Annotated in this window: 13 protein-coding genes, 17 tRNA genes and 3 rRNA genes; 32 read left to right on the forward strand and 1 reads right to left on the reverse strand. The window is 49.6% G+C overall.

The features are described 5' to 3' along the window. Window positions 1–105 precede the first annotated feature (105 nt). Window positions 106–933, reverse strand: a complete 828-nt coding sequence (locus tag MHB85_RS01365; protein ID WP_017691152.1) for a methyl-accepting chemotaxis protein — start codon at window positions 931–933, stop codon at window positions 106–108. Window positions 934–1,532: 599 nt separating this feature from the next. Here MHB85_RS01365 and MHB85_RS01370 point away from each other — a divergent pair. The 32 genes from MHB85_RS01370 (at window position 1,533) to iolG (ending at window position 25,742) form a co-directional block, all read left to right on the forward strand. Further along, a complete protein-coding gene (locus MHB85_RS01370) occupies window positions 1,533–3,779 on the forward strand; it encodes a glycoside hydrolase family 88/105 protein (protein WP_341074187.1) in 2,247 nt (748 codons plus the stop codon). A gap of 264 nt (window positions 3,780–4,043) precedes the next feature. Beyond that, a complete protein-coding gene (locus tag MHB85_RS01375; protein WP_192136132.1) occupies window positions 4,044–5,384 on the forward strand; it encodes an ABC transporter substrate-binding protein in 1,341 nt (446 codons plus the stop codon). A 47-nt stretch (window positions 5,385–5,431) separates the two neighbouring features. Beyond that, a complete protein-coding gene (locus MHB85_RS01380) occupies window positions 5,432–6,382 on the forward strand; it encodes a carbohydrate ABC transporter permease (RefSeq protein WP_036616398.1) in 951 nt (316 codons plus the stop codon). Next, on the forward strand, window positions 6,379–7,227 hold the full coding sequence (locus MHB85_RS01385) for a carbohydrate ABC transporter permease (protein WP_192136130.1): 849 nt from the start codon (window positions 6,379–6,381) through the stop codon (window positions 7,225–7,227). The genes MHB85_RS01380 and MHB85_RS01385 overlap by 4 nt, the downstream gene beginning before the upstream one ends. A gap of 28 nt (window positions 7,228–7,255) precedes the next feature. Beyond that, the gene (locus MHB85_RS01390; protein ID WP_192136128.1) at window positions 7,256–9,124 is read left to right on the forward strand and encodes a cache domain-containing sensor histidine kinase; all 1,869 of its coding nucleotides are present in this window, start codon (window positions 7,256–7,258) and stop codon (window positions 9,122–9,124) included. Next, window positions 9,121–10,725, forward strand: a complete 1,605-nt coding sequence (locus tag MHB85_RS01395; RefSeq protein WP_192136126.1) for a response regulator — start codon at window positions 9,121–9,123, stop codon at window positions 10,723–10,725. The genes MHB85_RS01390 and MHB85_RS01395 overlap by 4 nt, the downstream gene beginning before the upstream one ends. A 51-nt stretch (window positions 10,726–10,776) precedes the next feature. Further along, entirely contained in the window at window positions 10,777–11,322 is a 546-nt protein-coding gene (locus MHB85_RS01400; RefSeq protein WP_192136124.1) for a GNAT family N-acetyltransferase, read from the forward strand. A gap of 630 nt (window positions 11,323–11,952) precedes the next feature. Then, window positions 11,953–13,505 (forward strand): 16S ribosomal RNA (locus MHB85_RS01405). Between the two features lie 342 nt (window positions 13,506–13,847). Then, window positions 13,848–16,773 (forward strand): 23S ribosomal RNA (locus tag MHB85_RS01410). Between the two features lie 83 nt (window positions 16,774–16,856). Next, window positions 16,857–16,973: ribosomal RNA gene (rrf, locus tag MHB85_RS01415) — 5S ribosomal RNA — on the forward strand. Together the 16S, 23S and 5S rRNA genes with 17 tRNA genes alongside form the textbook arrangement of a ribosomal RNA operon. A gap of 38 nt (window positions 16,974–17,011) precedes the next feature. Continuing rightward, window positions 17,012–17,085, forward strand: a tRNA-Ile gene (locus tag MHB85_RS01420). A 34-nt stretch (window positions 17,086–17,119) separates the two neighbouring features. Continuing rightward, a tRNA-Ala gene (locus MHB85_RS01425) sits at window positions 17,120–17,195 on the forward strand. A gap of 1 nt (window position 17,196) precedes the next feature. Then, window positions 17,197–17,272: transfer RNA gene (locus MHB85_RS01430), tRNA-Asn, on the forward strand. 4 nt (window positions 17,273–17,276) lie between these two features. Next, window positions 17,277–17,348: transfer RNA gene (locus MHB85_RS01435), tRNA-Glu, on the forward strand. 122 nt (window positions 17,349–17,470) lie between these two features. Beyond that, window positions 17,471–17,546 (forward strand) — tRNA-Val (locus MHB85_RS01440). A gap of 16 nt (window positions 17,547–17,562) precedes the next feature. Then, window positions 17,563–17,636: transfer RNA gene (locus tag MHB85_RS01445), tRNA-Met, on the forward strand. Window positions 17,637–17,663: 27 nt separating this feature from the next. After that, window positions 17,664–17,741: transfer RNA gene (locus MHB85_RS01450), tRNA-Asp, on the forward strand. An 18-nt stretch (window positions 17,742–17,759) separates the two neighbouring features. Continuing rightward, window positions 17,760–17,835 (forward strand) — tRNA-Phe (locus tag MHB85_RS01455). A 20-nt stretch (window positions 17,836–17,855) separates the two neighbouring features. Next, window positions 17,856–17,931: transfer RNA gene (locus tag MHB85_RS01460), tRNA-Thr, on the forward strand. A 9-nt stretch (window positions 17,932–17,940) separates the two neighbouring features. After that, a tRNA-Tyr gene (locus MHB85_RS01465) sits at window positions 17,941–18,026 on the forward strand. Window positions 18,027–18,035: 9 nt separating this feature from the next. Beyond that, window positions 18,036–18,111, forward strand: a tRNA-Lys gene (locus MHB85_RS01470). Window positions 18,112–18,117: 6 nt separating this feature from the next. After that, window positions 18,118–18,198 (forward strand) — tRNA-Leu (locus MHB85_RS01475). A 10-nt stretch (window positions 18,199–18,208) separates the two neighbouring features. Next, window positions 18,209–18,283, forward strand: a tRNA-Gly gene (locus tag MHB85_RS01480). Window positions 18,284–18,290: 7 nt separating this feature from the next. Next, window positions 18,291–18,367 (forward strand) — tRNA-Arg (locus MHB85_RS01485). 17 nt (window positions 18,368–18,384) lie between these two features. Next, a tRNA-Leu gene (locus tag MHB85_RS01490) sits at window positions 18,385–18,463 on the forward strand. Window positions 18,464–18,470: 7 nt separating this feature from the next. Beyond that, window positions 18,471–18,544 (forward strand) — tRNA-Pro (locus MHB85_RS01495). A gap of 10 nt (window positions 18,545–18,554) precedes the next feature. Continuing rightward, a tRNA-Gly gene (locus MHB85_RS01500) sits at window positions 18,555–18,625 on the forward strand. Between the two features lie 393 nt (window positions 18,626–19,018). Continuing rightward, window positions 19,019–20,884 carry a 3D-(3,5/4)-trihydroxycyclohexane-1,2-dione acylhydrolase (decyclizing) gene (gene iolD / locus MHB85_RS01505; RefSeq protein ID WP_192136450.1) on the forward strand — a complete coding sequence of 622 codons (1,866 nt, stop codon included), beginning with the start codon at window positions 19,019–19,021 and terminating at the stop codon, window positions 20,882–20,884. Between the two features lie 53 nt (window positions 20,885–20,937). After that, window positions 20,938–21,840, forward strand: coding sequence for a myo-inosose-2 dehydratase (gene iolE / locus MHB85_RS01510; protein ID WP_192136449.1), 903 nt, complete (start codon window positions 20,938–20,940; stop codon window positions 21,838–21,840). 195 nt (window positions 21,841–22,035) lie between these two features. Continuing rightward, window positions 22,036–23,046: a 5-dehydro-2-deoxygluconokinase gene (gene iolC, locus MHB85_RS01515; protein ID WP_192136448.1), complete on the forward strand. Its 1,011-nt coding sequence runs from the start codon at window positions 22,036–22,038 to the stop codon at window positions 23,044–23,046. Window positions 23,047–23,145: 99 nt separating this feature from the next. Continuing rightward, on the forward strand, window positions 23,146–24,621 hold the full coding sequence (locus MHB85_RS01520; protein WP_244661184.1) for a CoA-acylating methylmalonate-semialdehyde dehydrogenase: 1,476 nt from the start codon (window positions 23,146–23,148) through the stop codon (window positions 24,619–24,621). Between the two features lie 68 nt (window positions 24,622–24,689). Continuing rightward, window positions 24,690–25,742 carry an inositol 2-dehydrogenase gene (iolG, locus tag MHB85_RS01525; RefSeq protein WP_192136447.1) on the forward strand — a complete coding sequence of 351 codons (1,053 nt, stop codon included), beginning with the start codon at window positions 24,690–24,692 and terminating at the stop codon, window positions 25,740–25,742. Window positions 25,743–25,764 lie beyond the last annotated feature (22 nt).

Raw genomic sequence — 25,764 nt, forward strand, 5'->3', positions numbered from 1 at the left:
CCGCTGACTTCCTGTAAAGGGAAGTCAGCGGAGGCTTTTCACATTCTAAATCATTTGTTATGTACATTTCATATCGTTTGTTCTTTCTGTTGTGGAACTCTATTGTTATTCGAGCGCCAGCATCTGATGTACGAACTTTTTCAGATTCGCGCTTGTCTCACTAAGCTGTTCGATACTTTCCATGAACTCGGTAACAAGCTTGGCCTGATCCACTGTTGCGGTTGTAATCTGACCGATCTCCTGCTCCATATGTTTCATGGAATCTTGCACGCTACCTAGGGACGATTCGATATCAGCTGCTGCTTGTTTCGTATGATCCGACAGTTTACGTACTTCACTGGCCACCACACCGAATCCGGCCCCCTGATCGCCCACACGGGCTGCCTCTATCATGGCGTTTAGTCCAAGCAGATTGGTTTGTTCCGATACTTCACGAATGACGTTTGTTACTTTACTTACACTGACCGAGTTCTCTGAAGCTTTTTTGGAATTGCGCAGAATCTCTTCCGAGGTCGCAGAGAGTTCTTCGGAATGTGCAGCAATCTGCTGAATGCCGCCGACGAGCGCATTAATGGTTGTTTCGTTTTCACGGATCAGCGTTTCCAGTGTCATGTGACTATCCAGTGCGTAGTTCACACCCAATATACCCACGACCTGATCGTTCTCTTTAATAGGGATTAGAATGGCATCAAAAGGTCTGCCTTGCAGATCACCAGGCATGCGTGCCACGGTACGGGAATCTCTGTTAGTCAGCATTTTGAAATGTTTATAATCATCATGCAGCTCATCCCCAACCTTCACGCCAATCTCCAGACTTTTTGCTTCGGAAAAATACAATACTTTCTCATGATCATTAATGGATATGGATATGTCGTCACGGAACATTTGGCTAACAAAAGGCATAGCATTTACCAGAGATTCAAGAGTATTCAATGTGCATCTTTCCTTCCCGATACAAAAAGTGGAATTTTTCAATCTATATAAGTTGAACTAAAGATATATTCACACGTACACTCCGATGACAGAATAACCTTCCAATCGCTGTTATCCCCAGATTTTTTTGATTCCCTTTTCTCAAGGGAAAAATCCGGTGATAGCGTATGCTTACGATGCAGCTTTCTTTCAGAAAGCTTTTAGGCGAACGCTTCGCTTTTTCAGTTTTTTCTGTCCTCTACGTTTCTGTGTAAATGATTAGTTCAACATATATAGTTTCTATATCGGTAACATTTTCCGTTTTTTTGAATTAATGTCCCAATGAAGGTGTAATTGGCGAAGGAAAAACCAAATCTTCTGATTTTTTGTAAGCGTAATCAAAAATCTGTAGCCACCACCGAACATGTCAGTTATACTGGGATTATTATTCGGCTATTCAGAAGATAACCAAGGGACATACCTATTTCCCGGTAAGGGATTACCCACCTAGGTTAAGCGCTATACTTTATTACTGCATATTAGTTTGGTGCTCCAGTGTGGATGGTATGAATGTTATGATATAAGACTTTATTTCAACGGGAGAAGGATGTGTGCCATCGATGACGACCTATTTCAGTGAACCACAGAGCATGTATTACCGATTTGGAGAAGATCAGGATCAGGTGTTGAAGGTACTGGCCGAGAGGTATATTGGAGCCAATGCACAGGCTGATTTTGTATATCGGGTATTCCAGAAGTCTGGTATTTTGCAAAATGAAAAAGGGCTTTATGATCTGAATTTAGGTAAACGCTTTCCTGATGCGTCTAAAGACCATATATCCTACGCAGCTGCATTGGTTTGGGGGGACGAGGACCGGAATTTGGACGTGTTGGTCCGCTGTTATGGGCCTGTTCGTTTCTATTTCAATGAGCAGTTGGTCTATCGCTCTACCGTAATGGATGAGATTAGTCCAGACGCAACGGTTAAGCTCAGCATCGATATCAAGCCTGGTTGGAACACCATTTGGCTGGAAATGAAAAACACCCCTGCCGGATTTGGCTGCCAATTTGGGTCAGATGAAGGAAAAGTGCGCATTTTGAATGTATTTGCTCCATTTCAGGAGAGACAGGGGCAAGCGGGGTGGGTGTTCTCCCAACCGAACCCAGCCACGAGTAAACAACCGGACCTGCTTGGAAAAGAATCAGACTACAGCTTGAACTGGCTGCCTGAGACAGGCTGGTCTGATGAAGATAAAACCAAGCCAGCTTTCGAACGAATATACGGAAATCTTCCTGGAAAGCATGCTTATGCCTGGACCCATCTGAACAATAATGATTCAACCGGGAGTCCGGTGCGATTGTCAGGACAATCTTCGGGTTCTCTGAGTATTTGGATTGGCGGCAAGCCTGTGGCGCAAGTGAAGGAGCCGGGTTCGTTCGAAGCGGATATACCAGTCTCCTTTGGACGGAGTAACCTGATTGTCCGAAGTGAATGCAATGATACGGCGGCGGGACCGTGGCATTTTAATTTGAACGCAACCGTGTCGGGCAAGCCGATCTCACTGGAACTTCCTCAGCGTGTGCACGGTGCTAATGGAGAGTCTTGGTTATATGTCGGCCCTTTTGAATCGGGGGTTGAACCGGAATTGCAGGATCTGACCCGAACGGACCGAGTGTATCTAACGGGGCAAGGACAGACATATTGGCGCTTGGATCGACCGGATGCCTGGATCAGACCCTATTATGAAAATGCCATGTTAAGCAACAAATGGACAGTGGGCAGTGTGACTAATTATGGTCGCTGGGACTATCCATTGGGTGTCACTGTATATGGTCTATTACGGACTGGGCGTTATTTGCAGAGACCAGACATTACACGTTATGCGGCTGAGCATGTGCAGGCATGTACCCAGATGTATGAGTACTCTTTGTGGGATCGGGAGCAGTATGGTTTCCCGGCAGTTAATCAACAATTGGTCATGCTGAAAATGCTGGATAACTGCGGTTCTTTTGGTTCAGCCATGCTGGAAGCGTATTCAGAGTGTCATGAACCAACGTTTCTTCCGATTGCTGAACGGATTGCGGATTTCATGCTTTCCCGTTTGGAACGACAGGAGGATGGGGCATTTTATCGCACATGTGTAGGGGAGTATGCCGAGAATACCATGTGGGCAGATGATCTTTATATGAGCACGCCGTTTCTCGTTCGTTATGCACGGGTGACAGGCAACTCAACCGCATTGGATGAAGCCGCTAGACAATTTTCACTGTATCGGAAGTATCTGTTTATGCCTGAGTTCAAGATCATGTCCCATGTGTATGATTTCAAATACGGACAGGCAACGCAGATTCCATGGGGACGGGGAAATGGCTGGACACTGTTTTCCTTGACGGAGGTATTGGAAGCTTTGCCAGCAGAGCATCCTGAGCGCCCAGCCTTAATAGATTTCTTCAATGAACTGTGTGAAGGGTACGTAGCACTTCAAGGGGAAAACGGCTTATGGCATCAGGTGTTGAATGTTCCACAGACGTATGAAGAAGCCTCCTGCACGGCGATGTTTGCCTATGGTTTTGCGAGAGGTGTGCGTTTTGGCTGGTTCAAAGACCCTGAAGTTTATGTCACAGCTGCCGAGCGGGCTTGGAAAGGACTCATCTGCAAAGCCATTGATCGTCAAGGGAATGTGCATGGCGTGTGCAGCGGTTCGAGATATGCGTTTACGGCAGAGTATTATGATCAGGACTTGCGTACCGTCACCAATGACAATCACGGAATAGGCATTATGATGCTGGCAGGAACCGAAGTGGCAAAAATGAAGAAACATCTGGCTGAACACAGGGTGTCTTCACCTGCCGTCTCACATTCCTGACAGACCACTGAGGTCTGATGTTCATACTTTCGTTCCATATCAACCCGCTATCTTCTTCTCACGTATCATGCATGTATACCCGTAATCATAACGATACGGGAACGGAACCGCCGGGAATATCATTCCTGGTGGTTTTTGATTCCTGTAACTCCTTACTTTTTTGACAGGAAAGCTTACTTTTGTTTATGTCATGCGCAGCAATGGACCGATACAATAGGTTTTGTAAGCGATTCCATAAATGCAAGAAGGGGAGGAAATTCATTTATGATGATTACAAAAAAGTGGGTAACCCTGTTCTGCCTGTCCCTGTTATTGTTCGCTACAGCCTGTTCTGGAGGGGCCACCGATACACCATCTTCTTCTGGAGAAGCAAGTGGAAATGAAGGAGATTCATCAGGCAAGATTGAATTGCGCATGACCTGGTGGGGATCACAGACTAGACATGATCTGACGATCAAAGTCATCCAACTATTTGAAGAGAAACATCCGGGAATCACCATTAAACCTGAATATTCCGGTTGGGACGGTTACTTTGACAAGTTGACTACACAGGTAGCCGGTTCGAATGCACCTGATATCATCCAGATGGATTACGCCTTTCTGACTGACTTTGCCCGGCGTGGGGCCTTGCTTGACCTGACCACGTTTGCAGAGAGCAAAGAGCTGCGGACAGAGGACCATGATCAGAGCATGATTACAGCCGGATCAATTGACGATAAATTATATGCGATTACCCTCGGAGTTAACGCACCGGGTGTCATCTATGATGCCACCGTATTCCAGGAATTAGGAATCGAAGAACCACAAGAGAGCTGGACATGGAAGGATTTTGGGGATATTGCGACCAAGATCGCCGCAGCCAAAGGTGAGGGGTTCTATGGATCAGCAGACATTTCCGGTACAACGAACATGTTTGAAGTGTTTATCCGGCAATCCGGAAAAGGATTGTTCGACGGTGGCACAATGACAGCTACCAGCGAGGAGCTTCAGCAGTGGTTCGATATGTGGAGCGCGCTACGCGAGAATGGTGGAGTGACCACAGCGGAGATAACGGCATCTACAACCAATGCGCTGGAGACACGCCCGATCTCGCTGGGTACAGCTGCGATGGATTTTGCATGGTCTAATCAATTGCTGACATTCCAGCAGGTGAACAAAAACCAGGATCATAAGCTTGGCATCCAAGTGCTTCCGCATGGTGTAGGTGAAAAGCAAATCGGTGAATATCTGAAACCAGGCCAGTTCCTCTCCGGTTATGGCAAAACCAAACATCCAAAGGAAGTTGCCATGTTCATCGATTTCATGGTCAATGATCCAGAAGCAACCGCTATTCTTGGTTCTGAACGTGGGGTGCCAGTCAATTCCAGCATTCGTGAACAGATGCAACCTACGCTGCCGGAAGCGGAGCAAACCATTTTCAAATTTATCGATACTGTGTCGAAGAACTCCAGCGAGATTGACCCGCCATACCCGCAAGGATTTGCTGAAGTGGACACAAGTTTCAAGAGCGCAAGCGAGCAGATCGCCTTCGGTCAAGGCAGTACTCCGGATGTGATTGCCCAGTTTATTGAAGGAGCCAAGGCTACGCTTGGATCGAGTCAATAATGATTGAAACTGTCTCACACTTCTAATTCTGCGGGGAGGTTGCGAAGATGACGACATCACAGGTCAGTCAAGCCCGAATCGAGCGTGTAACTACCCGGCGGGTAAAACGGAGATATGCGCATAATGGAGCCGCACTTCTGTTTCTCGCCCCATGGCTTGTCGGATTGTTATTCCTTACCCTAGGTCCAATGTTGGTATCGTTATACATTTCGTTCACCGATTACAGTATCCTGGCCGCCCCTTCCTGGGTCGGTCTGGACAACTACACCACGATGTTTACATCGGATAAACTGTTCACCCAGTCGCTCAAAGTCACCTTCACGTATGTCGCTGTATCCGTACCGGTCAAATTGATTTTCGCGCTGCTTGTAGCGATGTTGCTGAACAAAGGGATTCGAGGACTCGGTATTTACCGTACGGTGTATTACATCCCGACATTGCTTGGAGGTAGCGTGGCGATTGCAATGTTGTGGCGTAAAATGCTGGGTGGGGACGGGCTACTCAATAGTGTGCTTGCCATGGTAGGCATTAAAGCTCCCGATTGGGTTGCGAATCCGAAGTATGCCCTGTACTCCATCGTCCTGTTATCCGTATGGCAGTTCGGATCGTCGATGATTATTTTTCTGGCTGGCCTGAAGCAGATTCCACCCGAGTATGATGAAGCCTCAGCGGTAGATGGTGCAGGTCCTTTACGGAGATTCTTCTATATAACGTTGCCGATTCTGTCACCTGTCATCTTCTTCAATCTCGTGATGCAGCTGATTACGTCGTTTCAATCGTTCACGCAGGCTTTTGTTATCAGTAACGGTAGCGGAGGGCCAGTGAATTCAACCTTAATGTACTCTCTGTATCTGTACAAAAAAGGATTTTCATTCTTTCAGATGGGCTACGCTTCCGCGATGGCCTGGGTGCTGGTCATCCTGATTGGCGTATTTACATTGCTCGTATTCCGCAGCAGCAAGCTGTGGGTGCACTATGAGGATGGTGGGAAATCATGATTGGACAACGGAACTCTACAGCATGGGTCGTCGGCAAACATGTGTTGATCTCAGGCATCGCCTTTATCATGCTCTACCCGATCCTCTGGATGCTGGGCAGCTCATTCAAACCGGGACATATGATCTTTACAGAGACCTGGTTCTGGCCACAGGAATGGAATTGGCAAAATTACATGAATGGCTGGTCGGGTATTCAGGGCAATCCATTCTCCCGCTTCCTGACCAACTCTGTCATCCTGTCGCTTGGAGCTGTGCTGGGCAATGTGATTTCCTGCTCTATGGCGGCGTATGCGTTCGCTCGGCTGAATTTTCGTTTCAAAGCTATCTGTTTCGGCCTGATGCTTATGACAATCATGCTGCCCCATCATGTGACGCTGATCCCGCAGTATATCCTTTTCAACCACCTGGAGTGGGTGAATACGTATCTGCCGCTTGTCGTGCCAAAATGGTTGGCGACTGACGCCTTCTTCATTTTCCTCATGGTACAGTTCTTCCGGGGATTGCCCAAAGAGTTGGATGAGGCGGCCACCATCGATGGATGCGGTCCTGTGAAAATATACACCAAAATCATCATTCCACTTGCTTTCCCAGCGCTGGTTACCACGATGATCTTTACGTTCTTGTGGACATGGGACGACTTCTTCAGTCAGTTGATCTACCTGAGTGACGTGAGCAAATACACCGTGCCGCTGGGTCTGCGTTTGTTCCTTGATTCCAGCTCTCAATCCGATTGGGGTCCGATGTTTGCCATGTCGGTGTTGTCACTGGTGCCATGTTTTATCGTATTTATCGTGTGTCAAAAGTACTTCGTGGAAGGAATCGCGACCTCTGGGCTCAAAGGGTAATTCCAAGACGAAACGAGTTGATTTTTCCATGGGGAAAGGAAGATGGTCTTCATTCATTAATCAAAAGCTGCAACAAAGCAAGCTCTCCACGTTGATGGTGACTTGCTTTATTGCGTTTAACCTCCTGCTCGTCTCGGTTGTGGTCTGGCTGGCATATCAGTCTTTCTCCACGGTCACATTTGCCGAGATTAGCAAAGCACGTCTGGCTCTTCTGAACGAAAGCACACGTCGGGGATTTGATTTTATCACAGGGGTAACTGGAACCGCTTATGCCTTGGCAAGCAATCGGGAACTGTCCAGTCTGCTCGAAACGGCTGATACGGGCAGGCTTGCACAGATTCACCAGCGGAGAGAGGTCTCTCGAATTCTGGAACATACCATGGTCGTGAGTGAAGGCATCACTTCCATTGAACTGTATACGGATGCCTTTAATGAAGTGACAGTGACTATGGCTGATCGCATATTTCCGGTGGACACCATCGCACATGACTCTTGGTTTGCTACGCTGGAAAAGGCTGATGCGGCTTGGGTTCCGCTGCGTGAGAACGAATCAGGCCAATCCCTGGTCGGATACGCCCAACGGATTTTCGACAGTCGTGGAGGGACGGTTGCCTATGTGCTCATTCGACTGAGCAGAGCGGACATCGTACGCAGGTTTGCCGATGTACCCATGGTGCTTGATGGAAAAGTCCTGTTGGTAGATACCGCTGGTAATGTCGTAATGCAGATGGGGAGAGTTGATCCAGCAGGGGAGAAGGAACGAGCGGATAGAAGAAATGAAGCGAGTACAGTACAGGAACCGGGTGGAGCTGTAAATTCATCTTCTTCTATTATAGATAGTGCATGGATTCAGGAACATGTCCAACCTGGTGCAGACGGATACGAAGTGGTTTCCGGCCAACCCGGAGGTGCTCAATTGGTGCTGTACTCCAGGCCAGCCATGCTTCAGTGGCGCCTTGTACAGACTATTCCGGTATATACACTGTTATCTCCGCTCAGACAAGCGGGCTGGCAGATCCTTGGCATCGCCGTACTTGGACTATTATGCTCGGCTGTGCTGGCGTACCTGTTTGTAAGGCAGATCATCCGGCCTTTACGACAATTGATCAAGCGAATGAGACAACTGGAGAAAGGGGACTTCGATACCCGGGTCCAACTCTCATTTACGGAGGAATATGCCCACTTGGCTTATGGCTTTAATCATATGGCTTCACAGCTCACGACGCTGATGGAACAGGTGAAGGATGAGAGCCGGGCCAAGCGTGAAGCCCAGACGGGCTTGCTTGAGGCCCAGATCAAACCCCATTTTTTATACAATACCCTCGACATGATCCACTGGCGCGCACTTGATTACGAAGCCAAGGATATCAGTCGCATGATTGTACAACTCAGTAAGCTGTTACGGATCGGACTGAGTGGAGGGAGATTGTTTATACGGGTTCGTGATGAGTTGGAACATGCCCGTTGCTACGTTAACATCCAGTCAGAGCGGCTACCGTTCTCCATTCAATATCAGGAGCAGATCGATCCGCATATTCGCGGTTGTTACATTCCCAAAATCATTTTGCAGCCCTTCATCGAAAATGCCGTTATGCACGGGCACCCTGAAGAAGGCACACTTCGAATTCAGGTGTATATGCACGAAGAGGTTGGCCCGCATGAGGATATCGTCATTCGTATCACGGATAATGGGCGGGGTTTGCCGGAGGGGTGGAAACTCGAAGAGACGTGTGGCATCGGCGTACGGAATGTACATCAGCGCATTCAGCTTTATTGTGGGAAGAGATATGGTGTTCAACTGAGCGATAGAGCGTCAGGTGGCGTGGAAGTGACCATTACGCTGCCGCGTATTGAGACCGACGAGCAACTAAATCTATGGCTGGACGGTGAAAAATGATGAAGACCATTATGCTTGTTGATGACGATCCTCATATTGTAAAGGCATTAACAGATCATATCGATTGGCCTTCTCTAGGCCTCAGCATTGCAGGCACTGCTTCCAATGGCTTGGATGCGCTGGAGCTGTTTCACCGCATGCATCCAGATGTCGTTATGACTGACGTCTACCTGCCGGGGATGACCGGGCTTGAGATCACACAGACGTTGCGCCGTGATCATCCCCACTTGCCGATCATCATTCTTAGTGGATATGACGAATTCGAGAACGCCCGGGCAGCCATGCGTTGGGGTGTGAATCACTTTTTGCTGAAGCCGGCAGAGGTTGAGGAGATTGAATCTGTGCTGCGGGAGGTGCTACTGGAACAAGATGTGAGAGAGCGGCATGAGCGGCTGGAGCAGACATACAAGCAGGAGGTCGGACGGGTACTTCCGTATTTGCGCAAACAATTTCTTCACGAACTGCTGACTACGCGATATCGGGCAGACGAGCTGCCCAAAGAACGCATGGACTATATAGGCATTCATATGTCCTCACAGACACGCGCCATTAGTCTGCAACTGAATCGCCCCGTATTTTTGACACGAATGAAAGAACGGGATTGGCAGCTTCTCCGATATGGGGCGGCCGATATTATTCAGGAAACGGTGAAGGAGCAAGCAGCGCGCATGAATGGTCAGGTAGAGATTGTTGATTATTCGGATCAGGTATTTGTGTTGCTTCTATTAGGAGATAAAGATCATCTGGAAGAATGCCTGCCACTCGTGGAGAGGATGATCGATCAGATCTTTACGTATCTGAAAATAGAAGTGAGTGCTGGAATCGGAAGACCCAAGAGTCACCCATGTGAGGTGATAGATTCCTATCTCGAGAGTAGGGAAGCGGTGGAAACAGCAGAGTTTCAAGGTGGAAGTCGTATCTACCACTATGAAACATCGAAGGAAACAGAACCAAGTGTGACCGATTATTCATTATTGCTTCGTCAATGGAATGAGGCTTGGGCGGATATTCGACCTGACCTGGCGGAAGAGGTATGGCATCATATTTACCTTTTGCTGAAAGAGGGGAAATGTGTTGGGATACAGGATGTACAGGTTGTAGCCGTCAGTTTGTTTGACACGTTGATTCATAGCTGGAACCGACTTCATCCCATGTTAACGCCGCCTCTGGCGATGAGTGATTTTCTGCGTGAAATTCAATCGAAATATGCGTTGCATGATCTGGTAAACTGGATGGATCGTATTATCTGCGACTGGCTGGAACAGATACGCAAAGAGATGGGTGAGAAGAAAAGCAATAAACTGATAGAGCAGGTGAAACAGTATGTAGAGCTTCATTACGCCGAAGAGATTAGTTTTGAAGCGATAGCCAAGGGGCTGTTCGTACATCCGAAGTATCTGAGTCAACTTTTCAAAAGGGTGACCGGTGAGAATTTCGTGAGTTATTTGAACGGGTACCGGATTCAGAGGGCGTTGGAACTGTTGCAGTCGGGACATTACATGGTATATGAGGTGAGCGAGATGACGGGGTTCCGTAATGCGACGTATTTCAGCCAAGTGTTCAAAATGCTTACGGGCAAGAGTCCGTCTGAGGTGGGGTAGAGCGATACAGGTATAGTAATTATACAAAGCAGAAGAGGAGGTACGGTTCTTATGATGATCGATCAGCAGGAATATTACATTAAAGGCTTATCTTACTCCATTAGATCGGCAGAGGAAAAGGATGCTGTGGCCTTGTCTTCACTTCGTGTACAAATCGATGGGGAAACCGAGAACATGGATCGTGAAGAGGGCGAGGCGTATATCGATGCAGCCGGGTTCAGGCGGATCATCCATTTGGACACTGAGAAGTCACGGAATCTGTTCCTTGTTGCTGTAGTAGCGGGTGAAATTGTGGGGTATTCCCGATGTGAAGGCAGAGAGTTGAAGCGCTTTTGGCATAAGGTTGAGTTCGGCTTGTGTGTAGCCAGAGCGTATTGGGGATATGGGATTGGCAAGAACTTGTTAGTGCATTCGATTGAATGGGCAGACCAGACTGGTGTAGAGAAGATGACGCTGAATGTACTGGCATCCAATGAAAAGGCAATCGAGTTATACCAAAAGAGTGGCTTCGAGATCGAAGGTATTTTGAAAAAGGATCGGCGACACATGGAAGGACAGTATCACGACACGATAGTGATGGGGAGGTTCAAAGACTAATAGTAAAAAAAGTAAAAACACAATCTATCTAGTCCACAGCCTATGGAGTTCAATTATTAGATTCGAAATCCACATAACAGATAGCAACGTTATTGAGTAGAGGTATGATGTTTCTTATTTTATAGAACGATTTTATTGATGTTGAATGGGCCTGTTCACAACCTATATTGAGATAGATTAGACCGGTGAGTATATATAGGATATAGTAAGAAGATATTGCCATCAGAAAAAGAGCTTAAGAAAAGATGGAATCAAGTTAAACCATTCGTTTGCTGATGGGATATTTTACAAGTAGTAATTGTATTGTGTATATGATATATTCTATTTCCGGCCAAAAAAAACGAGAAACAAAGTGCAGTAGGCGAAACAAATAAGCTTCGAAAAGAAACTTAAAAAAAGAGCTTGCTAAGTTGGTACGGAAGTGTTATGATATAAAAGTTGCTGAGGGGAACGACACTCGGTAGAAAAAACAAGTTTGATCTTTGAAAACTGAACAGCGAGTGAGTAAACATTCTGCTTGCAGAATGAATGCGAAAGTTTGAGACAAGCCTTGGCTTGAATCGACTGGAGCACAAGTGAGATTTTTAATCTCGTCAGATTCAAAATGAGCTTATCGCTCTTTTCAATACTTTATTGGAGAGTTTGATCCTGGCTCAGGACGAACGCTGGCGGCATGCCTAATACATGCAAGTCGAGCGGACTTGATGAGAAGCTTGCTTCTCTGATAGTTAGCGGCGGACGGGTGAGTAACACGTAGGCAACCTGCCCTCAAGTTTGGGACAACTACCGGAAACGGTAGCTAATACCGAATAATTGTTTTCTTCGCCTGAAGGAAACTGGAAAGACGGAGCAATCTGTCACTTGGGGATGGGCCTGCGGCGCATTAGCTAGTTGGTGAGGTAACGGCTCACCAAGGCGACGATGCGTAGCCGACCTGAGAGGGTGATCGGCCACACTGGGACTGAGACACGGCCCAGACTCCTACGGGAGGCAGCAGTAGGGAATCTTCCGCAATGGGCGAAAGCCTGACGGAGCAATGCCGCGTGAGTGATGAAGGTTTTCGGATCGTAAAGCTCTGTTGCCAGGGAAGAACGCTTGGGAGAGTAACTGCTCTCAAGGTGACGGTACCTGAGAAGAAAGCCCCGGCTAACTACGTGCCAGCAGCCGCGGTAATACGTAGGGGGCAAGCGTTGTCCGGAATTATTGGGCGTAAAGCGCGCGCAGGCGGTCATTTAAGTCTGGTGTTTAATCCCGGGGCTCAACCCCGGATCGCACTGGAAACTGGGTGACTTGAGTGCAGAAGAGGAGAGTGGAATTCCACGTGTAGCGGTGAAATGCGTAGATATGTGGAGGAACACCAGTGGCGAAGGCGACTCTCTGGGCTGTAACTGACGCTGAGGCGCGAAAGCGTGGGGAGCAAACAGGATTAGATACCCTGGTAGTCCACGCCGTAAACGATGAGTGCTAGGTGTTAGGGGTTTCGATACCCTTGGTGCCGAAGTTAACACATTAAGCACTCCGCCTGGGGAGTACGGTCGCAAGACTGAAACTCAAAGGAATTGACGGGGACCCGCACAAGCAGTGGAGTATGTGGTTTAATTCGAAGCAACGCGAAGAACCTTACCAGGTCTTGACATCCCTTTGACCGGTACAGAGATGTACCTTTCCTTCGGGACAGAGGAGACAGGTGGTGCATGGTTGTCGTCAGCTCGTGTCGTGAGATGTTGGGTTAAGTCCCGCAACGAGCGCAACCCTTATATTTAGTTGCCAGCACTTCGGGTGGGCACTCTAGATAGACTGCCGGTGACAAACCGGAGGAAGGTGGGGATGACGTCAAATCATCATGCCCCTTATGACCTGGGCTACACACGTACTACAATGGCCGGTACAACGGGCTGCGAAATCGCGAGATGGAGCCAATCCCAACAAAGCCGGTCTCAGTTCGGATTGCAGGCTGCAACTCGCCTGCATGAAGTCGGAATTGCTAGTAATCGCGGATCAGCATGCCGCGGTGAATACGTTCCCGGGTCTTGTACACACCGCCCGTCACACCACGAGAGTTTATAACACCCGAAGTCGGTGGGGTAACCGCAAGGAGCCAGCCGCCGAAGGTGGGATAGATGATTGGGGTGAAGTCGTAACAAGGTAGCCGTATCGGAAGGTGCGGCTGGATCACCTCCTTTCTATGGAGAATCGTTTCCTGCAACGGAAACATTCAAATATAAGTCTTCAGGAAGCATGCTTCCGAAGCGAGCTTTACTTCGTAAAGCTTTTAACTCACTCGTTGTTCGGTTTTGAGAGCTCAAACTCTCAAACAGCTTGCTTTTGCATGGAGCTTGTTCTTTGAAAACTAGATATCGAAACGAAACAAACGCGAATTAGAACATTCCTTTTTAGCTGAACTTGTGTAAAGCAAGTTTCAATAAAAACGGTAGATTGCTGGAGCGAGTGATCGAAATGGAGTGACTTTTGGCTTTGGACGTAGTCCAAAACAAGGGAAGCGACAGCTCGAACACGAGCGCAATGGTTAAGCTACTAAGAGCACACGGAGGATGCCTAGGCGCTAGGAGCCGATGAAGGACGTGGCGAACAACGAAACTGCCTCGGGGAGCTGTAAGCAAGCTTTGATCCGGGGGTGTCCGAATGGGGAAACCCAGCTGGGGTAATTTCCAGTTACTCACAACTGAATACATAGGTTGTGCAGAGGCATACCAGGGGAACTGAAACATCTAAGTACCCTGAGGAAGAGAAAACAATAGTGATTCCGTCAGTAGCGGCGAGCGAACGCGGAGAAGCCCAAACCAAAGAGCTTGCTCTTTGGGGTTGTGGGACGTCTCACATGGAGTTACAAAGGAACCGGTTAAGCGAAGAGGTCTGGAAAGGCCCGCCAAAGAAGGTAAAAGCCCTGTAGTTGAAAGTCTGTTCCCTCCGAGACGGATCCCGAGTAGTGCGGGGCACGTGAAACCCCGTATGAATCCGGCAGGACCATCTGCCAAGGCTAAATACTTCCTAGCGACCGATAGTGAAGCAGTACCGTGAGGGAAAGGTGAAAAGCACCCCGGAAGGGGAGTGAAATAGAACCTGAAACCGTGTGCTTACAAAAAGTCAGAGCCCGTTTTAGGGGTGATGGCGTGCCTTTTGTAGAATGAACCGGCGAGTTACGTTCCCGTGCAAGGTTAAGGTGAAGAGCCGGAGCCGCAGCGAAAGCGAGTCTGAATAGGGCGACTTAGTACGTGGACGTAGACCCGAAACCGGGTGATCTACCCCTGTCCAGGGTGAAGGTGCGGTAACACGCACTGGAGGCCCGAACCCACGCATGTTGAAAAATGCGGGGATGAGGTGGGGGTAGCGGAGAAATTCCAATCGAACTCGGAGATAGCTGGTTCTCCCCGAAATAGCTTTAGGGCTAGCCTCGGAAAACAGAGTCGTGGAGGTAGAGCACTGATTGGGTGCGGGGCCCGCAAGGGTTACCAAGCTCAGTCAAACTCCGAATGCCATAGACTTACTTCCGGGAGTCAGACAGTGAGTGCTAAGATCCATTGTCAAAAGGGAAACAGCCCAGACCATCAGCTAAGGTCCCCAAGTGTGTGTTAAGTGGGAAAGGATGTGGAGTTGCACAGACAACCAGGATGTTGGCTTAGAAGCAGCCACCATTGAAAGAGTGCGTAATAGCTCACTGGTCGAGTGACTCTGCGCCGAAAATGTAACGGGGCTAAACACACCACCGAAGCTATGGCTTGATGCAATGCATCAGGGGTAGGGGAGCGTTGTATAAGGGTTGAAGGTGTACCGTAAGGAGCGCTGGACATTATACAAGTGAGAATGCCGGTATGAGTAACGAAAAGATCAGTGAGAATCTGATCCGCCGAAAGCCTAAGGGTTCCTGAGGAAGGCTCGTCCGCTCAGGGTAAGTCGGGACCTAAGGCGAGGCCGAAAGGCGTAGTCGAAGGACAACAGGTCGAAATTCCTGTACCACCGTAAGCCGTTATGAGCAATGGGGGGACGCAGTAGGGTAGTGACGCGGACTGATGGATGTCCGTCTAAGCAGTAAGGCTGATGTGTAGGCAAATCCGCACATTGTAAGGCTGAGCTGTGATGGGGAGCGAAAATTGTAGTAGCGAAGGTCATGATCTCACACTGCCAAGAAAAGCCTCTAGCCAGGTGAAGGTGCCCGTACCGCAAACCGACACAGGTAGGCGAGAAGAGTATTCTAAGGCGCGCGGAAGAACTCTCGTTAAGGAACTCGGCAAAATGACCCCGTAACTTCGGGAGAAGGGGTGCCCCGGTAGTGTGAATAGCACGAGGGGGCCGCAGTGAAAAGGCCCAAGCGACTGTTTAGCAAAAACACAGGTCTGTGCGAAGCCGTAAGGCGAAGTATACGGGCTGACGCCTGCCCGGTGCTGGAAGGTTAAGGGGAGTGGTTAGGAGCAATCCGAAGCTGTGAACCGAAGCCCCAGTAAACGGCGGCCGTAACTATAACGGTCCTAAGGTAGCGAAATTCCTTGTCAGGTAAATTCTGACCCGCACGAATGGCGTAACGACTTGGGCGCTGTCTCAACGAGAGATCCGGTGAAATTTTAATACCTGTGAAGATGCAGGTTACCCGCGACAAGACGGAAAGACCCCATGGAGCTTTACTGCAGCTTGATATTGAATTTGGGTACGATCTGTACAGGATAGGTGGGAGCCTTTGAAGCATGAGCGCCAGCTTGTGTGGAGGCAACGTTGGGATACCACCCTGATCGTATCTAGGTTCTAACCTGGTACCGTAATCCGGTGCGGGGACAGTGTCAGGTGGGCAGTTTGACTGGGGCGGTCGCCTCCTAAAGAGTAACGGAGGCGCCCAAAGGTTCCCTCAGAATGGTTGGAAATCATTCGAAGAGTGCAAAGGCATAAGGGAGCTTGACTGCGAGACCTACAAGTCGAGCAGGGACGAAAGTCGGGCTTAGTGATCCGGTGGTACCGCATGGAAGGGCCATCGCTCAACGGATAAAAGCTACCCTGGGGATAACAGGCTTATCTCCCCCAAGAGTCCACATCGACGGGGAGGTTTGGCACCTCGATGTCGGCTCATCGCATCCTGGGGCTGAAGTAGGTCCCAAGGGTTGGGCTGTTCGCCCATTAAAGCGGTACGCGAGCTGGGTTCAGAACGTCGTGAGACAGTTCGGTCCCTATCTGTCGTGGGCGTAGGAAATTTGAGAGGAGCTGTCCTTAGTACGAGAGGACCGGGATGGACGTACCGCTGGTGTACCAGTTGTTCCGCCAGGAGCACCGCTGGGTAGCTATGTACGGACGGGATAAACGCTGAAAGCATCTAAGCGTGAAGCCCCCCTCAAGATGAGATTTCCCAGTATGTAAGACCCCTTGAAGACGACGAGGTAGATAGGCTGGGGGTGGAAGTGCAGCAATGCATGGAGCTGACCAGTACTAATCGGTCGAGGGCTTATCCAAATATGCAAGTGATAAATCGCATGTTTCGTTTCGAATCTAGTTTTCAGAGAACAACAACTCTGAAATGTAAGTTAAGCTATGCGTTTGGTGGCGATGGCGGAGGGGTTCCACACGTACCCATCCCGAACACGACCGTTAAGCCCTCTAGCGCCGATGGTACTTGGACCGCAGGGTCCTGGGAGAGTAGGACGCCGCCAAGCGAAACCCCACTGGGGTATTTTTTTTCGAAAATTGATAAGGGCCCTTAGCTCAGTTGGTTAGAGCGCACCTCTGATAAGGGTGAGGCCGGTGGTTCGAGTCCACCAGGGCCCATAGCAAGACCACAACAAGAAATATACCAGAGTATGGGGCCATAGCTCAGCTGGGAGAGCGCCTGCCTTGCAAGCAGGAGGTCAGCGGTTCGATCCCGCTTGGCTCCACCATTCCCTGATAGCTCAGTTGGTAGAGCACTCGACTGTTAATCGAGTTGTCACAGGTTCGAGCCCTGTTCGGGGAGCCAGTAAGGCCCGTTGGTCAAGGGGTTAAGACACCTCCCTTTCACGGAGGTAACAGGGGTTCGAATCCCCTACGGGTCATAGCAATATCTATTGCTTCAACAAGGGATGAGAATCCCAAAGGTTCGTCGGAGGATGCACTTCGTTAGCAACAGCTTCGCAGTCTCGAACGAAGTGAGAGTATCCCCTACGGGTCATATTATGGAGGCTTAGCTCAGCTGGGAGAGCATCTGCCTTACAAGCAGAGGGTCGGGGGTTCGATCCCCTCAGCCTCCACCATATAACTTTATAACGACGCGGGGTGGAGCAGCCCGGTAGCTCGTCGGGCTCATAACCCGAAGGCCGCAGGTTCAAATCCTGCCCCCGCAATTATACTTTCCTTTGAGAAAGTGATCTGGAACCGTGGTGTAGTTGGCCTAACATGCCTGCCTGTCACGCAGGAGATCGCGGGTTCGAATCCCGTCGGTTCCGCCATTTTTTTTAATGTAGTAAGGCTCGGTAGCTCAGTCGGTAGAGCAGAGGACTGAAAATCCTCGTGTCGGCGGTTCGATTCCGTCCCGAGCCACCATTTATAACACCATGTAATACGCCGGTGTAGCTCAACTGGTAGAGCAACTGACTTGTAATCAGTAGGTTGGGGGTTCAAGTCCTCTCGCCGGCACCATGTAATCCTGGAGGATTAGCGAAGCGGCCAAACGCATCAGACTGTAAATCTGCTCCCGTACGGGTTCGGTGGTTCGAATCCATCATCCTCCACCAGTTTTCTATGAGTCATTAGCTCAGTTGGTAGAGCACCTGACTTTTAATCAGGGTGTCGAAGGTTCGAGCCCTTCATGACTCACCATTATATGCGCGTGTGGCGGAATTGGCAGACGCACTAGACTTAGGATCTAGCGTCTTTGACGTGGGGGTTCAAGTCCCTCCACGCGCATCCCTTATTTGCGGAAGTGGCTCAGCGGTAGAGCATCGCCTTGCCAAGGCGAGGGTCGCGGGTTCGATTCCCGTCTTCCGCTCCAATATTTTGCGCCCTTAGCTCAGCTGGATAGAGCGTTTGACTACGAATCAAAAGGCCGGGAGTTCGAATCTCTCAGGGCGCGCCATTATAACTTCATATTTTGCCGGCGTGGCGGAATGGCAGACGCGCTCGACTCAAAATCGAGTGGGAAACCGTGGAGGTTCGAGTCCTCTCGCCGGTATAGATAACGGGATGTAGCTCAGCTTGGTAGAGCACCTGGTTTGGGACCAGGGGGTCGCATGTTCAAATCGTGTCATCCCGATTGTTGTTATGCGGGTGTAGTTCAATGGTAGAACTTTAGCCTTCCAAGCTAATAGCGTGGGTTCGATTCCCATCACCCGCTTATATATTGATAAAGAAAGAGATGGTATTCACCGTCTCTTTCTTTTTTTTGCATTCACAGGCATATTGATCATGATTGTATATGAAGATCACGGATTATATGGCTGATTAGCATGTACCATCAAGTATTCCATCCTCACGATAATATTCCCTCTCTTTTAAGTCTGTTCTTAGTCATTGTGGAAGTGTTCAAATAGAGAAGGTCTAACACATGTTCGAACACAAGAATATCTTTTTTTACAATATTTCATAAAAACGCTTACAAAAATAGCTTGCGTAAATCATTAACCTGTAATACCATATCAATTAAGCGCTTAACCTTTAGGGGTAAGGCGCTTAAACTTAACGTAGATTAAGCGCTTAACCCGTAAAGGAAAGGACGGCGATCAAATTCATGAAAACAATTCGACTGACGATGGCTCAGGCACTGCTTCGATACTTGGATCAGCAATATATCTCGGTTGACGGGGTGGAAACCAAGTTTGTGAAGGGAATCATCGGTATTTTTGGACATGGCAATGTAACAGGCATTGGAGAAGCGCTGGAGCGCAGTCCGGGAAGCCTGACGTATATGCAAGGCAAGAACGAACAAGGCATGGTGCATACGGCAGCGGCTTATGCCAAGCAGAAGAACCGTAAACAGATCTATGCATGTACAACATCCATTGGACCTGGTGCTTTGAATATGATAACAGCGGCAGCTACTGCAACGGTGAACCGGATTCCGGTTTTATTGCTTCCAGGAGATAACTTTGCTACACGGGAACCAGACCCGGTACTTCAGCAGTTGGAAGTGAGCAGTGATTATACAATCTCAGCCACTGATCCATTCAAAGCCGTCAGCAAGTACTGGGATCGCATTGTTCGTCCCGAACAGCTGATGATTGCTGTTACACAGGCGATGCGTGTGCTAACCGATCCAGCAGAGACGGGAGCAGTAACGCTCGCATTGCCGCAGGATGTGCAGGCAGAGGCGTACGATTATCCAGAATCGTTCTTTGCCCGCAAAGTACATTATCTGGATCGTCGCCCCCCGGTACAGGCAGCCATTGAACGGGCAACGGAGCAGATTGCCCGTGGCAGAAAGCCGCTTCTCGTTGCAGGCGGCGGTGTGTTGTACTCTGAGGCGTCCGTTCAACTCGTGGGGTTCGCCGAGGCATTTGGCATTCCGATCGCCGAGACGCAGGCGGGCAAGAGCGCAGTCTCTTGGGACCACCCACTGAATGTGGGGGCCATCGGGGTTACCGGCTCTCTGGCAGCCAATAGGCTGGCGAGAGAAGCAGACGTTGTGATCGGCGTCGGAACGCGGTTCTCGGATTTCACGACGGCGTCCCGCTCTGCTTTTCAACATCCAGAAGCGTCATTCATCAACATCAACCTGAACAGTATGGATGCCGCCAAGTTAGGCGGAGAAGCCATTCTGGCAGATGCTCGCGAAGGATTGCAGGCTTTGCAGAAGGAATTGCAGGAAAGACAATACCGAAGTGCATATGGCCCATCCGAAGTTGCTGATCTCCGCGCTGAATGGAATGCAGAAGTGGATCGGCTGTATGCAGCTCAACATGAAGCAGGGCTGGCACAGACTACAGCAGTTGGCATCGTTAACCGGACCATTGATCCATCTTCCGTCATAGTGTGTGCGGCAGGCAGTCTGCCGGGTGATCTACATCGTCTGTGGCGTGCGGCTGAACCAAAGACGTATCACATGGAGTATGGGTTCTCCTGTATGGGGTACGAGGTAAGTGGAGCGTTCGGAGCAGCACTTGCCGAGCCGGATCGTGAAGTGTACGCCATGGTAGGAGATGGCAGTTATCTGATGCTGCATTCGGAGTTTGTGACCAGTTTGCAGGAACAGAAGAAGATGACTGTTTTATTATTCAACAACAATGGATTCCAATGTATTCATAATTTGCAGCGGGAACATGGTAGTGACGGGTTCGGCAATGAGTTCCGTTATCGGGAATCCGAGAGTGGACGACTGACCGGGGATTACATGCCAATGGACTTTGCAGCTCACGCCCGAAGCATGGGAGCCAAATCCTATAGAGCGGAGACAGCAGAACAGCTGGAACAAGCACTCCGAGATGCGAAGAACGAAACAGTGAGTACGTTGATTGAGATTCCGGTCGTGCCTGGAACCAACGCAGGTGGATACGAGTCATGGTGGAATGTAGGTGTGCCAGAAGTATCTGCCGAGGAGAAGGTAGTTCATGCTCATCACACCATGCAAGCCAACCGTGCCAAAGCAAGACCGATTTAATCCGGGTTAATATAGTGAACCACAATGTTGAACGACAAAGGAGACGTGGAGCAATGAGCAAGCTGCCATTCCAGCTTGGGATTCATCCGATCAATTGGGTCGGTGAAGATGTGAAGGAGCATGGTGATGCGACAACGTGTGCACAGATTCTGGATGACATTCAGCGTCTTGGGCTGACAGGCACAGAGATGGGACGTAAATATCCTACCGATCCTGCTATATTGCGTGAGGAATTGAGTAAAAGGAATATCAATCTGGTCTCCCAGTGGAAATCCGTACTGTTCTCCGATCCGGCGTATCGTCAGTCCGAGCTGGACAGTTATCGCAGACATGCGGAGTTTCTGCAATCCATGGGCAGTAAGGTGATCAGTACGGCGGAGGTAGGCGGGTCACTTCATTTTGATCCAAGACGAACTCCGCATGAAAAAGAAGTGCTTAGACTCAGCGGATCGGAATGGCATATCCTTGCTGAAGGGTTGAACGAAGCAGGAGCTATCGCCCATGAACACGGGTTGAAGCTTACGTACCATCATCATGGAGGCACAGTGGTCGAGCAACCGGATGAGATTGATCGACTGATGGAGTTGACGGACCCTTCTCTCGTATATCTGCTCTATGATACAGGTCATGCCTACTATGGCGGAGCCAATCCGCTGGAACTGCTGCGCAAACATTATGATCGGATTGCCTATATCCATCTGAAAGATATCCGCCCTCATGTGCTGGATGAAGCACGCGCGGAGCAGTCTGACTTTGTCGGTTGTATTCGTAGAGGCGTATTCACCGTACCAGGGGATGGATGCATTGATTTTGCACCAATTCTGCAAGAACTGATCACACGGGGATACGATGGCTGGGCGATGCTTGAAGGAGAGCAGGACCCTGCGATTCATAACCCGTATGAGTATGCCAAACGCTCTTTGAACTATATGGAGTCCTTATACCAACACAGCTGATACAGACATAGAGATCGGGAGAGGACCATACCCATGAAGTGAAAAGGAAGAAGGCTAGCAAAACTGCAACGTTACGATTGGAAAATAAAACTGACCTTCTCTAGACGTTTACTAATCCTCAGGTTGGATTGAGTAACAAGTCTAGATATCCATATGCAACAATAAAATTCCACCTCAGAAAGGGGCTCACATGCAATGACTTACGTATCCTTTCCGGTATCCAGGAAGAAGGATTTCACCGCGATTGGCCGCTTGTGTATCGACTTGAACGCCAATGAGATCAATCGCCCGATGGAAGAGACGATGACGTTCACGAAATATGTGGGTGGCTCGCCGGCCAATATTACGATAGGCATGTCCAGACTGGGTATGGAGACGGCTTTTATCGGTAAGATCGCGAATGACCAGATGGGTCGATTCATCCATAGCTATCTGGAGAAGAACGGCATCGACACATCAAATGTGGTTACAGATGACACCGGAGCGGTGACAGGGCTTGCTTTTACAGAAATCAAGAGCCCAACCGATTGCAGTATCTTAATGTACCGGGACAATGTAGCGGATCTGTTATTACAGGCGCAAGAGGTACAAGAGCAGTTGATTGCTGACTCCAAAGTGCTGCTAATCTCAGGCACGGCCCTCGCGCAGAGCCCATCCCGTGAAGCCGTATTACAGGCACTAACGTATGCGAAAAAACATGGAACCGTTATTGTGTTTGATCTGGACTATCGCCCATACACATGGACATCGGACGAAGAGACAGCGGTCCATTATAACCTCGCAGCCGAGAAATGCGATATCATCCTGGGCACACGCGAAGAGTTCGACATGATGGAGACATTTGACCACAATCCGGATCATAGTGATCAGGTGACTGCACAGAAATGGTTTGATTTCTCAGCGAACATCGTTGTAATCAAACACGGCAAGGAAGGGTCCATTGCTTATACGCGTGAAGGTCTTTCCCATCGTGCGAACAGCTATCCGGCAAAAGTGGTCAAAACGTTCGGCGCAGGCGACTCTTACGCGGCCGGGTTCCTGTATGGATTGATGCAGGGCTGGACGATTGAGCGCAGCATGGCATATGGCAGTGGCGCAGCAAGTATCGTCATTTCAAGCCACAGCTGTTCGGATGCGATGCCAACGGTGGAACAGGTGAATGACTACATCGAACGTTGCAATCGGGGCGAGATCACCGTGTCTTGAAACTCGTTGCAATACTTTGAATAACACACTCATACAGATCAACATCAATGATATAAGTTCAACATAAGGGATCACACATAAGCGAAGGGAGACAGGGCTATGGGAAAAGGAATTTCTGAAGCGTCTGCAACAGCGACAATGGTACAAAACTGGATCGGAGGTGCCTGGGTAACCCCAGCGTCAACTCGTACGGAGCCGGTTGTGAATCCGGCCACGGAAGAAGTTATTGCACATGTGCCACTGTCCGAACAAGCGGACGTGGATCTGGCGGTTCAGACAGCACGAGAAGCGTTTAAATCCTGGAGCAGCACACCGGTTCCGCGCCGTGCACGTATTTTGTTCCGCTACCAGCAGCTACTGGTTGAACATTGGGAGGAGCTCGCCCGCCTGGTAACGCTGGAGAACGGTAAAAGTTATGCCGAAGCGTATGGCGAGGTATTGCGTGGCATTGAGTGCGTCGAGTTCGCGGCTGGTGCCCCGAATCTGATGATGGGCAAACAACTGCCTGACATCGCGACAGGACTGGAGTCAGGCATGTACCGTTACCCAATCGGAGTTATTGGGGGGATAACCCCATTCAACTTCCCGATGATGGTGCCGTGCTGGATGTTCCCGCTGGCTATTGCGTGCGGTAACACCTTTGTCCTGAAGCCGTCCGAGCGCACACCGCTGCTGGCAGGCCGCCTGGCAGAGCTGTTCAAGGAAGCGGGGCTTCCGGACGGCGTGCTCAACATTGTTCACGGTGCACATGATGTCGTGAACGGGTTGCTGGAACATAAGGATGTTCAAGCGATCTCCTTTGTCGGATCACAACCTGTGGCCGAATACGTCTACACTACTGCATCCAAGCATGGCAAACGGGTACAGGCACTGGCTGGTGCCAAAAACCACTCCATCGTTATGCCGGACGCCGATCTGGATCTAACCGTGAAAGAGATTACCAGTGCAGCTTTTGGTTCAGCAGGGGAGCGTTGCATGGCATGTGCGGTTGTTGTGGCTGTGGGTGATGTAGCTGACGAACTGGTACAAAAGCTGGTGGAAGCGGCAGACCGCATTACCATTGGTAACGGCATGGATGAGGGTGTGTTCCTCGGTCCTGTCATCCGTGGACCGCATAAAGAGCGTACACTCAGTTACATTGAAGCCGGAGAGCAGGAAGGCGCGGCATTGATCAGGGATGGACGTAAGGATCAGGCGACAGGTGAATCCGGTTATTTTGTAGGGCCAACGGTATTCGACCAAGTTGATAGCAATATGAAAATCTGGCAGGATGAGATCTTTGCTCCGGTACTCTCGGTGGCAAGAGTGTCTACGCTGGAGGAAGCCGTTGAGCTGGCGAACCGTTCTGATTTTGCCAACGGGGCGTGTCTGTTCACCCGCAGCGGGGCAAGTATGCGTCAATTCCGTGAAACGATTGATGCGGGCATGTTGGGTATTAACCTGGGCGTACCTGCGCCAATGGCATTTTTCCCGTTTTCCGGTTGGAAAAAGTCCTTCTATGGTGATCTGCACGCTAATGGCACGGATGGTGTTGAATTCTACACTCGCAAGAAGATGGTAACGGCGCGCTGGTAACAACCAGAGCATCACTCGGGCTAAGGGAACGCCTAGCCCATATGGACGCACATAGGGAGGATAACGGAATGGGCAAGGACAAAGTGAGAATTGGCATCATCGGTGCTGGACGGATCGGCAAAATTCATGCAGACAATCTCCTGCGTAACCCGCATGCCGAGATTGTGGGAATCAGCGACTTATTTGCAGGTCCTGAATTGGAGGCTTGGGCTTCCGACCGTGGCATCCCTGTTGTAACAACGGATAGCAGCCTGTTGATCTCGATGCCTAATGTAGACGCGGTGCTGATCTGTTCTTCAACAGATACACATGTGCCGCTGATCGAACAGGCCGCTCAGGCGGGCAAACATATCTTCTGCGAGAAGCCAGTCAGCATGGATCTGGCACAGACCCAAGCGGCTGTAGCGGCAGTTCAGAAGGCTGGCGTGAAGCTGCAAATTGGATTTAACCGCCGCTTCGATCACAACTTCAGACGGATACGTGCGCATGTGCAGGATGGTACGATTGGTGATCCACATATTATCAAAATTACTTCTCGCGACCCTAGTCCACCGCCTGCGGAGTATATCCGGGTGTCTGGTGGGATTTTCATGGACATGATGATCCACGATTTTGACATGGCACGGTATCTGTCCGGGAGTGAAGTGGAAGAAGTGTACGCTCAGGGCAACGTGCTGATCAATCCGGTCTTTGCAGAACATGGCGATGTGGATACGGCAATTGTTACGATGACCTTTGCTAATGGAGCGATTGGTGTTATTGATAACAGCCGTCAGGCTGTATATGGGTATGACCAGCGTGTTGAAGTATTTGGTTCGATGGGCAGCGCAGCAGCGGCGAATGATCATCCGAATACGGCTGAGATCAGTACAGCGGCCGGACTCATGCGCGACAAACCATTGCACTTTTTCCTGGAACGCTACAATGAAGCGTATGTACAGGAGACAGCCCTCTTTATCGATGCAATCATCCATGATACACCGGTTATCGTAGATGGCCACGATGCAGTACAGGCAGAACGAATTGCGCTGGCAGCGAAGATGTCGATGGAGCAGGGAAGACCTGTGAAGCTGAGTGAAGTCACTGGGGTGTCACTGGAATCGCAAACGGCAACGCCATAGTTGGATAATTAAAGTCACTTTT

This window comes from Paenibacillus sp. FSL K6-4396 (assembly GCF_038002525.1).
Classification (GTDB): Bacteria; Bacillota; Bacilli; order Paenibacillales; family Paenibacillaceae; genus Paenibacillus; species Paenibacillus amylolyticus_B.

Bases quoted from the DNA above. Each gene is read 5' to 3' on its own strand.
- iolC (WP_192136448.1), top strand. From the start codon at position 22,036: ATGACTTACGTATCCTTTCCGGTATCCAGGAAGAAGGATTTCACCGCG.
- MHB85_RS01395 (WP_192136126.1), top strand. From the start codon at position 9,121: ATGATGAAGACCATTATGCTTGTTGATGACGATCCTCATATTGTAAAG.
- MHB85_RS01400 (WP_192136124.1), top strand. From the start codon at position 10,777: ATGATGATCGATCAGCAGGAATATTACATTAAAGGCTTATCTTACTCC.
- iolG (WP_192136447.1), top strand. From the start codon at position 24,690: ATGGGCAAGGACAAAGTGAGAATTGGCATCATCGGTGCTGGACGGATC.
- MHB85_RS01380 (WP_036616398.1), top strand. From the start codon at position 5,432: ATGACGACATCACAGGTCAGTCAAGCCCGAATCGAGCGTGTAACTACC.
- MHB85_RS01390 (WP_192136128.1), top strand. From the start codon at position 7,256: ATGGGGAAAGGAAGATGGTCTTCATTCATTAATCAAAAGCTGCAACAA.
- MHB85_RS01385 (WP_192136130.1), top strand. From the start codon at position 6,379: ATGATTGGACAACGGAACTCTACAGCATGGGTCGTCGGCAAACATGTG.
- iolD (WP_192136450.1), top strand. From the start codon at position 19,019: ATGAAAACAATTCGACTGACGATGGCTCAGGCACTGCTTCGATACTTG.
- MHB85_RS01370 (WP_341074187.1), top strand. From the start codon at position 1,533: ATGACGACCTATTTCAGTGAACCACAGAGCATGTATTACCGATTTGGA.
- MHB85_RS01520 (WP_244661184.1), top strand. From the start codon at position 23,146: ATGGGAAAAGGAATTTCTGAAGCGTCTGCAACAGCGACAATGGTACAA.
- iolE (WP_192136449.1), top strand. From the start codon at position 20,938: ATGAGCAAGCTGCCATTCCAGCTTGGGATTCATCCGATCAATTGGGTC.
- MHB85_RS01375 (WP_192136132.1), top strand. From the start codon at position 4,044: ATGATGATTACAAAAAAGTGGGTAACCCTGTTCTGCCTGTCCCTGTTA.